Genomic DNA, 13,383 nt, shown 5'->3' with positions numbered 1-13,383 from the left:
TTCACGTCATGTCGTCCGACGTGCGAGCATTCGTGCCCGTTCCCCCGGATGGTCCGGCGTCCGCCCGGACGAACACCATTTCCGTCGGCTGACCGTTCGGCTTTCTGTCCCACGCGGTGTAGTAGTAGCCGCGGGAAGCGGCGACCTGTGCGATGAGTTCGGAGGTGAAACCGAACACGTCCGGGTGAACGCGCACTGACCGTGATCCAGTGAACCGGGCGGCCAGCCAGCCCGCCCGGACGCTCCTCGGCACGACGCTCATCCAGCGGACACTGAACACCATCAACGGCAGCCCGACGACCAGGACGACGAAGATCAGCCAAGTGTGGTCGGTGTAGGCCCCGACGGTGGCCGCGGCGATCATCAGTGCCATCGTCGTCACGGCGATCGTGGTGGAGAAACCCGATGAGAACGGCCGGAAAACCGCTTGTTTCCGAGGTCGCGGATTCGGTGTGCGGCCCAGCCACATGAGCCGGTCACTGCTGTCGGTGAACTCCGCGAGCACGCCCATTCGTCCCTGCTCGGCGAATTCGGCGACTTGCCGACGGCTGAGCTTCGCGTCCCGCAGGCTGATCCACACCTGGTCGGCACCTTTGATCTTCTTCATCAACCGCTGAGCGCGTGAAGGATCCGGGGACGACGACGGGTAGTCGTAGAACGGTGTGCCGGGGAAGGCCTGCGGGGCGAACTGAAAGCTGAGGACATCGGGGTCAGGAGGCGGGATCTCGACGTAGAAGCGGTCGTATGCGGCTTGCCGGATGATCCGCGGATCCAGATTCCATTCGACGGGGGAGACGTGGACGACGGGTCGGCCGTCGAACCGCTGGTACCGCAAGGTGCCGAGTCGGAAAGCCCAGTCGAGACCGAATTCGACGGGCTGGATCCCGTCCGCCGACAAGTAGTGCATCGATCACCCTCCCGGCGCCGAGGGTAACCGAGTCACCCGCGTTTGTAGAACTTGAGACTCGGCCCGCCCGCCTGCGTCGCGGACTGCCCGTAAAGCTCATAACCGTGGTACGCGGCGATCTGCACGACCAGATCGGCGGGGATCTGATAGGCGCGCATGGCGAATTCCACGTGGGGGCTGCCGTCGAATTCACGGGCCAGCCAGCCGGCTCGGGTGGTGCGCGGGAACAGGCTGGTGGTGAACGCGGCCGGGACCATGCCGGCGAAGGCCGCCATGAACAGGAGGCTGACGATCGGGGCTTCGTGATCCGACGGTATTCCGGCGATCGCCGCCGCCGCACCGAGGAGGACGAGGACGGAGACCGGGGCGATGTAGTTCAGCCAGGCGTAGCGGAACCGGCGGCCCGTGGGGGCGGGCAGCGGAAGCCTCGGCGGTGACGGATCCCGGCTGAGCAAGAGGAGCCGGTCGCTCGGATCCGCGAAATCGGCCGCGACACGCAGGCCTTCCACCTCGGCGACCTCCGCGACCCGCCGGGCGGAGAGGTTCGCGTGCTTGAGGCTGATCCAAACCCGGTCGGAGCCGCTGAGGTGGTTCAGCAGCCACCGTTCGCGGTTCTTGTCCGGTCTGTCCGGCCCATCGAAAACGGGGACCGGCGGGACGTGCCGCGGCGCGAATCGGAAGCTCAGGCAGCCCTGGAACATCGGCGCGATCTCCAGGTAGCCGCGGCTACGGGCGATGCCGCGCAGCGAGTCCGGGTCGATCCGCCATTCCATCGGTGAAACATGCGCGTACGGCGTTCCGGTGAAGACCTGGAAACGCAATCTGACCGCGCGCGCGTACCAATCCTGCATGAATCCCCCTTGGCGCGAGGATACTGAGACCCATGACCGATGACCCGCTCGATTCACTCAGACGGCTGTGTCTCGCGCTGCCGGAAGCCTCCGAGCGGCTCAGTCACGGCGAACCGACGTGGTTCGTGCGCGGGAAGAAGACGTTCGTCATGTACGCCGACCGTCATCACGACGACAAGGTCGCCTTCTGGTGCCCGGCACCGCCGGGGGCTCAGGAGGAACTCGTGGGCGCCGAGCCGGGGCGGTTCTTCCGGCCGCCGTACGTCGGGCATCGGGGGTGGCTCGGGGTGCGGCTGGACACCGACGTCGACTGGGCCGAGATCGAACAGATCGTCACCGACGCGTATTGCCTCGTGGCGCCGAAATCCCTGATCGCGCAGGTCCCCGGACGCACGTGATGGCCCCTCCACCGGAAGGGGCCATCACGTGCGGATTCAACCTCGTTGTGAGCGGACGCCCAGAAGGACGTCTTCCCAGGATGGAACGATGGGGTGGTTCTTCTTCCCCTTCGCCCGTGGAGCGGGTTCGGCCACTTCCTCCGGCTCGTCAGCCGGGAGTGGTGGCTCGGCATCTTCCTCGGGCTCGGCGATCGGCGCGTCGATCACCTTCGCGACCGGCTCGTCGGGGACCGAATCCAACGTCGGCTGGATGACCGCGTCCCTGCCGGGCTCGAGTGCCCGTACCGTGCGCGGGGCGCGGTAGGCGTTGGGGTTGAGCAGGACTTCGGCGTTCTCGTCGAGGGCCTGCACGGTGCCGCCGTGCGCGCCGGGCGCGAACGCCCAGTGCGCGCGGTTGTCCGAGCGGCCGACCTTCCAGCTCAGCACGACGACCCATTTGCCGTCGTCACCTCGCCAGGAGTCCCAGGTCGCCTGGCTGTAGTCGTGACCGCGCTGCCCGAAGGAATGCGCCACGACCTCGCCGAGTGTCTGGACGTCGGGGCCGTCTTCGCGGACCGGATGCGCCCGCTGGGCCAGCTCGGCGGTGCGGGATCGTTCGAGCAGGACGGGGTACGCGAACCGCTCGACGCGCTGCACGGTGACGCCGGCGCTGCTCGCGACCTGCTCCACGGACTCACCGGCCCGGATTCGTGCCTGGATCTCGCGTGGCCGCATTTGGCTCTCCAACTCGATTTCGATCTGGCCGAGGCGGGTGATGTCACCCCTCGCCGCCGCTCGCAGCCTCTCATCCGCGGGGAGCAGGAAGCGCGTGCGGCTCGCCGGGTCTTCGCACACGATGGACTTACCGTCCTCGTGCAGCCCGACCACCCGTAGCGCTCGCATTCTCGCCTCCCCGATTCTTCACCTTTGTGGGTGTCCATGTTAAAACGGCGCGTCGCCTTGACGTGTGAGGCGCGCCGATGTCATGTGTCCTGCTCACTATTTTGTTCATGACGGCAAGGGGAATTCTGCGGGAGCGGAGCGCCGCTCGCCGCGTGACGCGCCGGACACGCACAGTCACGATCGGGGGAATCTACGGCAGCCGCACCCGGACGACCAGTCCGCCGCCGCGGCCACCCGGTTCCGCGCCCGCCGTCCCGCCGTGCGCCTTCGCGATGGACCGGACGATCGACAGGCCGAGCCCGGCGTTGCGCGAGTCGCCGGTGCGGTCGCCCGAGAGCCGCCGGAACGGCTCGAACAGCGCCGGTACGGCGTCCAGCGGTACCTGCGGGCCGGTGTTGCGCACCACCAGAGCCGGATCGACGCCGATGTCGACGTGGACCCAGCCGCCCTTGTGGTTGTAGGTGATGGCGTTGTGCACCAGGTTCGTGACCAGCCGTTCCAGCAGCACGGGATCGCCGGACACCGTCCGCGGCCGCAGCCGCGACTCCACCGTGACGCCGGCTTCCTCGGCCATGGCCGACGCCGACCGGATCACCGTCGCCGCGACCTCGTCCAGCCGGACGGGGCCGCGCGCGGCCAGGCCGCGGTCGCTGCGGGCGAGGACGAGCAGGCCCTCGATCATCCGTTCGCTGCGTTCGTTGGTGTAGATCAGGTGCTCGCCGAGTTTCCGGACCTCCGGGCTCGCGGCGGGATCGGCCATCGCCACCTCGACCAGCGTCCGCTGCACCGCGAGCGGGGTCCGCAATTCGTGGGAGGCGTTGGCGACGAAGCGTTTCTGGCTGTCGAACGACACGGCGAGCCGGTCGAGCATGCCGTCGAAGGTGTCGGCGAGTTCCTTGAGTTCGTCGTCGGGACCGTCGAGGTCGATGCGCCGGTCGAGGTTTTCGACCTCGAGTTTCCGTGCCGTCGAGGTGATCGCGTGCAGCGGCCGCAACACGCGGCTCGCCATCAGCCAGCCGAGCAGTACCGCGAGCCCGCCGGCGATCGCCAGCGCCACCAGCGATTGCCACAGCAGGGTGGAAAGGACGTCCGAGCGGTATTCGGTGATCGAGGTCGCGACCAGCTGCGTGGCCTGGGCGCGCTCGGCCGGGAGAATGGTCGTCGTGTCCATCGGATACGCCCTGGCGACCTCGAACTGGGTCCCCGCGGTCGCCCCGTTCGCGAACGCGGCCGAGTCCGGCAGGGTCGAGCTCACCAGCAGGTAGTTGACGATGAGCAACGCGAGCCCGACGAGCAGGAAGGCGCCGCCGTAGAGCGCCGTCAGCTTGGTGCGCACGGAGAGCCGGAGCGGTTTCACGACCCGAACCGGTAACCCGCGCCGGGCACGGTCTCGATCAGCGGCGGCTCACCGAGTTTGCGCCGCAACGTCATCATCGCCACGCGGACGGCGTTCGTGAACGGGTCGGCGTGTTCGTCCCATGCCTTCTCCAGCAGGTCTTCCGCGCTGACGACGGTCCCTTCGGCGCGCATGAGCACCTCCAGTACCGCGAACTCCTTGGGGGACAAGGGAAGGAACCGGCCGTCGCGGGACGCCTGGTGCCGGGGCAGGTCGAGGACCACGCCGCCGCGTTCCAGCACCGGCGGCAGCGCCGGCCGCGCGCGCCGTGAGAGCGCTTGCACCCGCGCGACGAGTTCGGCGAACGCGAACGGTTTCGTCAGGTAGTCGTCGGCGCCGAGGCCCAGCCCGGCGACCCGGTCGTTGACGTCGGCCGCGGCCGTCAACATGAGGACCCGCGCCTCGCCCCCGGTCCCGATCACCGCTGCGCAGACCTCGTCGCCGTGCACGACGGGGAGGTCCCTGTCGAGCACGACGACGTCGTAGCCGTGCACCCCCACCCGGTCCAGGGCCTGCGCGCCGTCGTAGCAGACGTCGACGGCCATGGAGAACCGTCGCAGGCCCTCGGCGATCGTGTCCGCCAGGAGCCGCTCGTCTTCCACCACCAGCACTCTCACCAGGCCAGTCTGCCCCGGGAGGGGGTAAGCGGGGGATAAGCGTGTGCCGCTTTCGCAACGTCACTTCGCGCCCCGGAGTGCGGGTGAAGGGGACTTTCCCCGCATTGGACGAGGGGAAAGTCCCCTTCGCGACGTCTGGCCTTTCGATCTTGCGGGGATCAGCCGACCGGGTGGCGGGTAAGGCCGAACTCGCGTGATCGAAGACGTAACTCGCGTGATCGAAGACGTAACTCGCGTGATTGGAGCCGTAACTCGCGTGATCCGGCTGGAAACACGCGAGTTCCGGCTTCAAGCACGCGTCATCCGGCTGGGTGCAACTGACGCGCCGGGATCACCTGCTGCGGTGTGTTCGGGCTCGACCACAGCAGCTTCATCGACGCCTCCCCGCCGCGTTCGGTGTGGTCGAGCCGGATCGCGTACGACCGCCCGGCGACCAGGTCGAGAGTCGCTTTGTCGACACTGGGCCCGTGGGGTGTGGTGTTGTCGATCAGGAGTTTCCCGTCGACCCACAGCCGCACGGTGTCGTCCGAGACCGTGGTGAACGTGTACTTCCCGGTGTCGCGCGCGGTGACCTGCCCGGTCCAGCGCGACGAGAAGGTCTCCGCCGGGATCTTCGCGTCCGGTGAGCCGGTGAACTTCCAGTTGTGGTTCACGCCCGGCTCGACCCGGCGCACCGTCGGCGTCCCGGTGAAGTCCGCGTTCGGCCAGTATTCGGCGGTCAACCCGGTCCCGCGTCCGACAGGCGCCTGCGGCAGCGGGTCGACGCTCAGCTCGATGACGGTCGCGATGTCGTTCGTCCGGCTGCCCGACGGCGTGAGTTTCACGCTTGCGGGCGACTGCTCGACCCGCACGCGCTGACGGCTGCCGAGCACCCGCGCGTCGCGGACGCGGAAGGGTGCCAACGCGTCGAGCGTCAGCGAACCGCCCGAAGCGGGCCAATCGAACACCGACGCGTACAGCTTGTCACCGCGACGGCTGACGACACCCCAGCCCGGTTCCGCGACCAGACCTGGCGCGCCCGCCCCGTAGACGGCGGCGGACTGGCCGTTCGTCCGCAGCCACTGGCCCATCTGCTTCAGCCTGTCGATGGATTCCCGCGGTACCCGGCCGTTGCGATCCGGGCCGACGTTGAGCAGGAAGTTCCCGCTACGGCCGGCGATCGAGAGCAGTTTCCTGGTCAGATCCGCCGAGGACTTCCAGTTGTGGTCCCAATCGGTGTAGCCCCAGCTGCCGTTGAGGGTCATGCACGATTCCCACAGCTGCCCGTCGACCGGCTTGTCCGGGATCTCCTGTTCGGGCGTCCCCGTGTCGCCGTCGACAACCCGGCGTTTGCCGACGCGGTTGTTGACCACAATGGACGGATCGAGGCCGCGGACGTAGGCCTCCAGTTCCTCGCCGTCCCTTTCCGTCCACGGGTTGTTGGGCCGGTCGGTGCTCCACTCGCCGTCGAACCACAGCACCGCCGGGCGGTAGTTGTCGACGAGTTCCTTGAGCTGGGCGTACATCCGCTCTTTGTACTTCGGGAAGGTCGCGGGGTCCGGGAAGTCCGGGTCGTGCCAATCCCAGATCGAGTAGTAGAAGCCGAGCTTGACGTCGCGCGCGGCCGTCGCACGCTTCAGCTCGGCGAGGATGTCGCGCTTCTTGTCGAACGACGAGTGGTCGCGGAGGTTGAACTTGTTGACCTTCGTCGGCCACATCGCGTAGCCCTCGTGATGCTTCGACGTGATCACCACGTACTTCTGTCCCGCGTCTTTCGCCGACTGCGCGATCGCGTTCGCGTCGAAACCGGCGGGGTCGAACTTCGCGGCGATCTGCTCGTATTCGGCGCGCGGGATCCGGCAGTTCCGCTGGATCCATTCGGCGTCCTGGCAAACGCTTCCATCAGGGCGGGTGTACTTCCCCTGCAGCTGGGAGTACGCGCCGAAGTGGATGAACTGGCCGAAGCGGTCGTCGCGCCACCAGCGCGTCCGGTCGGCGGTGAACGGGTCGTCGTAGGCGTGGTCGGACGGGAGCGGCGCGGCTTCCGCGGCGGGCGCGACGCCCAGTGCGGTGGTCGCGATGACGAGGGCCGCCAGGGCCCGGAGTGGCTTGCGGCGATTCATGCACTCCTCCTCGCTGAGGTGTGGACGTCGGCGACTCTAAGAGGTCAAAGGTCGGATGTGAACCTCCGAAAGGCTGCCTAGATGCTGGGTTCACTCGGAAAGACGGCGGATAGATCAGATCTCTGTTCCGCTGATCGGGACGGTAAGCGCGACATAAGCAACATCGCTTACCGCGCCGGAATCGCCCGCTCCGTAGAAATCGGTGCGCCAAGACGACCGAAGGAGCAGCGATGCGGAAACGACCGATGGCGGCACTGATCGCCGGAGCGGTCCTCGCGCTGGTGGCCGGCTGTGGCGGTGGCGGGGACGGCGGCGACAAGGTCGCCTCGATCTCGTCTCCGCCCGCCGCCGGCGCGGGCGACGGGAAGCAGGCCGACAACGTGTCCGATGAGGACAAGATGCGCAACTTCGCGAAGTGCATGCGGGAGCACGGCGTCGACATGCCGGATCCCCAGACCAACGGTGAGGGGCAGGGCTCGATCTCCATCGAGGCGGGCGAGGTCGGGCGCGACGAGAACAAGATGAAGGCCGCGAGCGACGCGTGCCGGAAGCTGCTGCCCAACGGTGGCGAGATCAAGCCGCCCACGCCGGAAGAACTCGACAAGATGCGCAAGGAAGCCAAGTGCATGCGCGAGCACGGAATCGACATGCCGGATCCCGATCCCAGCGGCAAGGGCGCCGCCATGACGATGGACATGAGCGATCCCAAGAAGTTCGAAGAAGCGGCGAAGGCCTGCGGTCTCGGCATGACCATGAGGGCGGCTCCGGCGAAATGAGCGAACACGAAGGCCCCGGCGGCGCACGGCGGTCGCGCCGGGCGCGCTGGTTCATCATCGCGGCGGTCCTCGTCGTCGTGGTCGGGACGGTGTCGGTGGTCGTGCTGACCAGGGTCACCTCCGAAGCCCAGCAGGTCGGGCAGGCACCCCCGCCGGTGGAGACCGCGCAGGTCGAGAAGACCAACCTGCAAGAGGAGGAAGAGGCGAACGGGACTCTGGGCTACGGTGAGGAAAGCTCCCTCGCCGGCCGGAAACAGGGCACGATCACCGCCCTGCCGGACGCGGGCGCGGTGCTCACTCGCGGCAAGACCGTGTACGGCGTCGACGCCAAACCCGTCCCGCTGTTCTACGGCACGCTGCCGTTCTTCCGCGACCTCGCCGACGGGGCCGCGGACGGCCCGGACGTCAAGCAGCTGGAGGAGAACCTGAAGGCGCTCGGTTTCGGCGGTTTCGGCACGCCCGACACCAAGTTCACCTCCGCCACCGCCGCCGCGCTCAAGAAATGGCAGAAGGCGCTGGGCCTGGAGCAGACCGGCGCTTTCGGCCAGGGGGACGTCGTCCTCGCACCGGGTGAGATCCGGGTTTCGCAGGTCGCCGCGCAACTCGGCGGCCCCGGCGGCGGCGAACTGCTGAAGTACACCGGCACCGAGCGTCTCGTCGAGGTCAAACTCGACGCCGCCAAGCAGGCCATCGCCAAGGCGGGGGACAAGGTCGGCGTCGACATCACCGGCGGCAAGACCACGACCGGCGTGCTCACCGACGTCGGCAAGGTCGCGGAGAACGGCAAGGACGGCGCCGGGCAGGACGACGGCAAGCCGAAGATCAAGGTGAAGATCAAACTGGACGATCCGGCCGCGGCGGGATCGCTCGATTCGACACCGGTGTCCGTGCGGTTCACCAAGGAAGTCCACAGTGGAGTACTGGCGGTCCCGGTCGGGGCGCTGCTCGCGCTCGCCGAGGGCGGGTACGCCGTCGAGGTCGACGAAGGCGGCAAGCGGCGTCTCATCGCGGTGAAGACCGGCTTGTTCTCCGGCGGACGCGTCGAAGTCACCGGCACCGGCCTCGCCGCCGGGATGCGGGTGGTGACGACGTCATGACCCCGGTGCTGGCCGTGCGCAACGCCTCGCGCACCTACCCCGGCGGCGTGCGCGCCCTGCACGAGGTGACACTGTCCATTGAGGACAGGGAGATGGTCGCCATCCTCGGCCCGTCGGGGTCCGGCAAGTCGACGCTGCTGCAGCTGATGGGCACACTCGACCGGCCGACCGGCGGCGTCATCGAACTGCGCGGGCACGACGTGGCGAAACTGCCCGACCGCAAGCTTTCGGCGTTGCGGTCGCGCTGGATCGGGTTCGTGTTCCAGCAGTTCTTCCTCAGCGAGGGGGTGAGCGCGGTCGACAACGTCGCGACGGGCCTGCTGTACGCGGGGGTGCCGCGGCGGAAACGGCGCGAGCGGGCCCTGGCGGCGCTCGACCGCGTCGGGCTCGCGCACCGGGCGGGGCATTTCCCGAACGAGCTCTCCGGCGGGGAACGGCAGCGGGTGGCGATCGCGCGGGCGGTCGTCAACTCGCCGTCGATCCTGCTGGCCGACGAGCCGACCGGGAACCTCGACACGGGCAACGGCGCGGCGATCCTCAACCTGCTGGCCACGCTGAGCTCGCAGGGGACGACGGTCGTGATCATCACGCACGACCGGGAGATCGCGGCGGGCATCCCGCGACGGATCGAACTGCGGGACGGGCGGATCCGGCTCGACACCGGGACGGGGGTGCTGGTGTGAGCGCGCCCGTCCTCGACAAGACGCCGGATCCGGCCCGGCTCGGCCCGCGTGACGTGCTGAACCTCGGCGCGCACGGGATGCGGACGCGGCCGATGCGGGCGGTGCTGTCCGCGCTCGGCATCGGGATCGGGATCGCCGCGATGGTGGCGGTGCTCGCGATCCCGGCTTCGGGCGCGAAGGCGTTGCACGACCAGCTGGCCGCGCTGGGCACCAACCTGCTCACGGCGGGCCCGGGCAAGACGATGTTCGGCGGCGACGCGACCCTGCCGGACAGCGCGGTGCCGATGGCGAAGCGGATCGCGCCGGTGACGGCGGCGTCCGCGACCGGCACCACCGGCGCGAGCGTGCGGCGCACGGACAAGATCGACAAGGACGAGACGTCCGGCCTCGGCGTCTACGCGGCGACGCCGGACCTTCTCGACGTCATCGGCGGCGCCGTCCGCGATGGGCGGTTCCTCCGGGACGCCACTCGCGACTATCCGGTCGTCGTGCTCGGTTCGGTCGCGGCGGCGCGGCTCGGGATCGACCACATCGACCCGGCGAAACCGCCGCAGGTGTACGTCGACGGGAAGTGGTTCACCGTGGGCGGGATCCTCGGGCCGACGCCGCTGGCGCCCGAGATCGAGCGTTCGGTGCTGGTCGGCTGGGACGCCGCCGAACGGCTCCTCGACTTCAAGGGCCACCCGACGACGGTGTACGTGCGGGCGAAGGATTCGCAGGTCGAGAACGTGCGGTCGGTGCTCGCGCAGACGATGAACCCGGAGGCGCCGAACGAGGTCGAGGTCCGTCGTCCGTCGGAAGCGCTGGAGGCGCAGAAGCTGACGGAGAACACCTACAGCGCGCTGTTCCTCGGGCTCGGCGGGGTGGCGTTGCTGGTCGGCGGCGTCGGGGTGGCCAACACGATGGTGATCTCGGTGCTGGAGCGGCGCCGGGAGATCGGCCTCCGCCGCGCGCTCGGCGCGACGAAACGGCAGGTGAGAGGCCAGTTCCTGGCCGAGTCGGTGTTGTTGTCCGGGCTCGGCGGGATCGCCGGGGTCCTGGTCGGGGTACTGGTGACGTCGGGGTACGCGCTGAGCCAGGGCTGGCCGGCGGTGCTGCCCGTCGGCGCCCTGCTCGGCGGGGTCGGGATCTCGGCGCTGGTCGGTGCCGTCGCCGGTGCCTATCCGGCGATGCGCGCGGCGCGTCTGCCTCCGACCCAGGCCCTCGCCTAGCTCGCGTTTCGTCCTCTGGATGCGGTGGTTCGTGGTGCTAACTACCGCATCCAGAGGACTGGATGCGGAGTAGCGGTGGGTAATCTCGCCGGGTGCTGGTGGGATTGTCGGGGCGGAAACTCGCGGGGGCGTTGCTCGCGCTCGAAGCCGTCGTGGTCGGCGTGCTGTTCACGCTCAAGGTGTTCGACGGCCAGGACCTCGAGGTCTACATCGGCGGCGCGCGGCTGCTTCTCGACTCGGGCGACCCGTACGGCGCGTGGGTGCAGACGCACGGCGGCTGGCTGCCCTTCACCTACACGCCGTTCGCGGCCGCGGTGTTCCTGCCCGGCACGCTGCTGTCCGCCGCGCTGGCCACGCGACTGGTCGGGCTCGCGTCGATCATTGCGGGCGGGATCGTCGTCTACGTCTTCGTGGCGACGCTCAACGGCTCGCTCACCGACCGCGCGAACGTCCGTGGCCGAGCCATCGCCGTCCTGGCGGCGATCGGGGCACAGGCCGTCGGCGGGATCATGGAACCGGTCCGCTCGACGCTCGGCTTCGGCCAGGTGAACACGCTGCTGATGCTGCTGGTCGTCCTCGACGCGCTGCTGCCGGGCCGCGCCCGCACGAAGGGCCTGCTGATCGGCATTGCCGCGGCGATCAAGCTGACGCCGGCCTTCTTCATCCTGTTCTTCTTGTTCCGCAAGGATTTCCGCTCCGCGGCCAGGGTCGTGGCCGGATTCCTCGGCGCGGGCGCGCTGATGTTCCTGGCCGCGCCGGACGCGTCGGCGAAGTTCTGGACGAACATCCTGTTCGACACCGGCCGCATCGGCGATCGCGGTTACGTCGGGAACCAATCGCTGCGCGGGATGCTCGCGCGGTTCGGTTTCGGCTCGGCCGAAGACGTCGTCTGGGTGCTGGCGTCGATCGCCGTGGTCGCGCTGACCGCGTACGTGATCGTGCGTGTCGCGGAGCCGGTGTTCGCGCTGACCGCCTGCGCCGTCGGCGGGCTGCTGGTGTCGCCGGTGTCCTGGACGCACCACTGGATCTGGTGCGTGCCGATCCTCGCGCTGCTGATCCGGGCGCGCTCGGTCGTTTCGTACGCGCTCGCGGCCGTGACGGTGGCGCTGTTCGTCGTCGCGCCGATGTGGCTCGCGCCGCGGCCCGCCGGGAGCTTCGGCTGGTGGCTGGCGACGGAGTCCTACGTCCTGTACGGCCTGGTCCTGCTGCTCTATTTCGCCCTGATAGCGCGTGAAGGCCCCCTTCCCTCGGCTCAGCCGAGGGAAGGGGGCCTTCACGCGCGAAGAGAGTCCTAGCCCAGGCGCTCGACGACGTACTCGATGCTCTGGGTCAGCTTCGTGATGTCGTCCGGGTCGATGGCCGGGAACAGGCCGACGCGCAGCTGGTTGCGGCCCAGCTTCCGGTACGGCTCGGTGTCGACGATCCCGTTGGCGCGCAGCACCTTCGCCACCGCGGCGGCGTCCACCTCGTCGGCGAAGTCGATGGTGCCGACGACCTGCGAGCGCAGCGACGGGTCGCTGACGAACGGCGTCGTGTAGCTGGTCTTCTCGGCCCATTCGTACAGCCGGGTCGACGAGTCGCGGGTGCGCGAGGTCGTCCACTCCAGGCCGCCGTTCGAGTTCATCCACTCGATCTGGTCGGCCAGCAGGAACAGCGTCGACACCGCCGGGGTGTTGTACGTCTGGTCCTTGCGCGAGTTGTCGAGCGCGGTGGTCAGCGACAGGAACTCGGGGATCCAGCGGTCGCTCGCGCCGATCTCGCCGATGCGCTCGACGGCCGCGGGCGAAGCCAGCGCGATCCAGAGGCCACCGTCGGAGGCGAAGGACTTCTGGGGCGCGAAGTAGTAGACGTCGAAGTCCTCGGCCTTGACCGGCAGGCCGCCCGCGCCGGAGGTGGCGTCGATGGCGACGAGGGCGCCTTCACTGCCTTCAGGGCGGCGCACCGGCACCGCGACACCGGTCGAGGTCTCGTTGTGCGCCCAGCCGACCAGGTCGGCGCCGGCCTCGTAGGCGATCTCGGGCGCGCTGCCCGGGTCGGCCTTCACGACGATCGGGTCGGCGAGGAACGGGGCGCCCTTGGTCACCGTGGCGAACTTCGAGGAGAACTCGCCGTAGGTGAAGTGCTGCGCACGTTCCCGCACGAGCCCGAACGCGGCGGCGTCCCAGAATGCGGTCGTCCCGCCGTTGCCGAGGACCACTTCGTAGCCTTCGGGCAGGGAGAACAATTCGGACAGACCCGCACGCACGCGGCCGACGAGGGACTTCACCGGCTTCTGACGGTGCGACGTGCCGAGGTAGGTGGCACCGGATTTCGCCAGGTTGGCGAGCTGCTCGTCACGGACCTTGGACGGTCCGCAGCCGAAGCGGCCATCGGCAGGCTTCAGGTCCGCGGGGAGGGTCAACTCAGGTGCGTCGGTCATGTGCCCAGTCTCTCAGGTCGGGATGACCCTGCTGATAGTCGGTG

The 13,383-nt window shown here is 68.9% G+C and carries 13 protein-coding genes; 6 read left to right on the top strand and 7 right to left on the bottom strand.

Features of this window, described 5'->3' with window-relative positions:
- Position 1: 1 nt before the first annotated feature.
- Both ACOCEP_RS06910 and ACOCEP_RS06905 read right to left on the bottom strand, forming a co-directional pair.
- Complete coding sequence (locus ACOCEP_RS06910; RefSeq protein ID WP_482336389.1) at positions 2 to 907, bottom strand: hypothetical protein; 906 nt, start codon at positions 905 to 907, stop codon at positions 2 to 4.
- A 32-nt stretch (positions 908 to 939) separates the two neighbouring features.
- Entirely contained in the window at positions 940 to 1,758 is an 819-nt protein-coding gene (locus ACOCEP_RS06905; RefSeq protein WP_482336388.1) for a hypothetical protein, read from the bottom strand.
- 32 nt (positions 1,759 to 1,790) lie between these two features.
- On the opposite strand from ACOCEP_RS06905, the gene ACOCEP_RS06900 reads away from it, so the two are divergent.
- On the top strand, positions 1,791 to 2,156 hold the full coding sequence (locus ACOCEP_RS06900; RefSeq protein ID WP_482336386.1) for an MmcQ/YjbR family DNA-binding protein: 366 nt from the start codon (positions 1,791 to 1,793) through the stop codon (positions 2,154 to 2,156).
- A gap of 36 nt (positions 2,157 to 2,192) precedes the next feature.
- Here ACOCEP_RS06900 and sepH read toward each other — a convergent pair whose 3' ends face one another.
- The 4 genes from sepH to ACOCEP_RS06880 all read right to left on the bottom strand — a co-directional run bounded on the left by sepH (position 2,193) and on the right by ACOCEP_RS06880 (position 7,153).
- The gene (gene sepH, locus ACOCEP_RS06895) at positions 2,193 to 3,038 is read right to left on the bottom strand and encodes a septation protein SepH (protein WP_482336385.1); all 846 of its coding nucleotides are present in this window, start codon (positions 3,036 to 3,038) and stop codon (positions 2,193 to 2,195) included.
- A gap of 190 nt (positions 3,039 to 3,228) precedes the next feature.
- The gene (locus ACOCEP_RS06890) at positions 3,229 to 4,395 is read right to left on the bottom strand and encodes an ATP-binding protein (RefSeq protein WP_482336384.1); all 1,167 of its coding nucleotides are present in this window, start codon (positions 4,393 to 4,395) and stop codon (positions 3,229 to 3,231) included.
- A complete protein-coding gene (locus tag ACOCEP_RS06885; RefSeq protein WP_126730462.1) occupies positions 4,392 to 5,051 on the bottom strand; it encodes a response regulator transcription factor in 660 nt (219 codons plus the stop codon). The genes ACOCEP_RS06890 and ACOCEP_RS06885 overlap by 4 nt, the downstream gene beginning before the upstream one ends.
- Positions 5,052 to 5,350: 299 nt before the next feature.
- Entirely contained in the window at positions 5,351 to 7,153 is a 1,803-nt protein-coding gene (locus ACOCEP_RS06880; protein WP_482336382.1) for an alpha-L-fucosidase, read from the bottom strand.
- Between the two features lie 230 nt (positions 7,154 to 7,383).
- Between ACOCEP_RS06880 and ACOCEP_RS06875 the strand changes: the two genes are divergently transcribed.
- From ACOCEP_RS06875 to ACOCEP_RS06855, 5 genes are all read left to right on the top strand, one after another.
- Positions 7,384 to 7,929, top strand: a complete 546-nt coding sequence (locus tag ACOCEP_RS06875; RefSeq protein ID WP_482336381.1) for a hypothetical protein — start codon at positions 7,384 to 7,386, stop codon at positions 7,927 to 7,929.
- Positions 7,926 to 9,026, top strand: a complete 1,101-nt coding sequence (locus ACOCEP_RS06870; RefSeq protein ID WP_482336380.1) for a peptidoglycan-binding protein — start codon at positions 7,926 to 7,928, stop codon at positions 9,024 to 9,026. The genes ACOCEP_RS06875 and ACOCEP_RS06870 overlap by 4 nt, the downstream gene beginning before the upstream one ends.
- Positions 9,023 to 9,709, top strand: a complete 687-nt coding sequence (locus ACOCEP_RS06865; protein ID WP_037348052.1) for an ABC transporter ATP-binding protein — start codon at positions 9,023 to 9,025, stop codon at positions 9,707 to 9,709. The genes ACOCEP_RS06870 and ACOCEP_RS06865 overlap by 4 nt, the downstream gene beginning before the upstream one ends.
- Positions 9,706 to 10,920: an ABC transporter permease gene (locus tag ACOCEP_RS06860; protein WP_482336379.1), complete on the top strand. Its 1,215-nt coding sequence runs from the start codon at positions 9,706 to 9,708 to the stop codon at positions 10,918 to 10,920. Before ACOCEP_RS06865 ends, ACOCEP_RS06860 begins: the two co-directional genes overlap by 4 nt.
- Before the next feature lie 92 nt (positions 10,921 to 11,012).
- Positions 11,013 to 12,215, top strand: coding sequence for a glycosyltransferase 87 family protein (locus tag ACOCEP_RS06855; protein WP_482336378.1), 1,203 nt, complete (start codon positions 11,013 to 11,015; stop codon positions 12,213 to 12,215).
- Here ACOCEP_RS06855 and serC read toward each other — a convergent pair.
- On the bottom strand, positions 12,212 to 13,339 hold the full coding sequence (gene serC / locus ACOCEP_RS06850) for a phosphoserine transaminase (RefSeq protein WP_125693785.1): 1,128 nt from the start codon (positions 13,337 to 13,339) through the stop codon (positions 12,212 to 12,214). The genes ACOCEP_RS06855 and serC overlap by 4 nt on opposite strands.
- Positions 13,340 to 13,383 lie beyond the last annotated feature (44 nt).

The organism is Amycolatopsis sp. CA-211722 (assembly GCF_056828465.1).
Note: the sequence above shows the minus strand (reverse complement) of the source record. Positions and strands in the feature narration are given on the sequence as shown.

Coding starts and splice junctions, on each gene's coding strand:
- ACOCEP_RS06910 (WP_482336389.1), bottom strand. CDS start 907: ATGCACTACTTGTCGGCGGACGGGATCCAGCCCGTCGAATTCGGTCTC.
- ACOCEP_RS06905 (WP_482336388.1), bottom strand. CDS start 1,758: ATGCAGGATTGGTACGCGCGCGCGGTCAGATTGCGTTTCCAGGTCTTC.
- ACOCEP_RS06900 (WP_482336386.1), top strand. CDS start 1,791: ATGACCGATGACCCGCTCGATTCACTCAGACGGCTGTGTCTCGCGCTG.
- sepH (WP_482336385.1), bottom strand. CDS start 3,038: ATGCGAGCGCTACGGGTGGTCGGGCTGCACGAGGACGGTAAGTCCATC.
- ACOCEP_RS06880 (WP_482336382.1), bottom strand. CDS start 7,153: ATGAATCGCCGCAAGCCACTCCGGGCCCTGGCGGCCCTCGTCATCGCG.
- ACOCEP_RS06875 (WP_482336381.1), top strand. CDS start 7,384: ATGCGGAAACGACCGATGGCGGCACTGATCGCCGGAGCGGTCCTCGCG.
- ACOCEP_RS06870 (WP_482336380.1), top strand. CDS start 7,926: ATGAGCGAACACGAAGGCCCCGGCGGCGCACGGCGGTCGCGCCGGGCG.
- ACOCEP_RS06865 (WP_037348052.1), top strand. CDS start 9,023: ATGACCCCGGTGCTGGCCGTGCGCAACGCCTCGCGCACCTACCCCGGC.
- serC (WP_125693785.1), bottom strand. CDS start 13,339: ATGACCGACGCACCTGAGTTGACCCTCCCCGCGGACCTGAAGCCTGCC.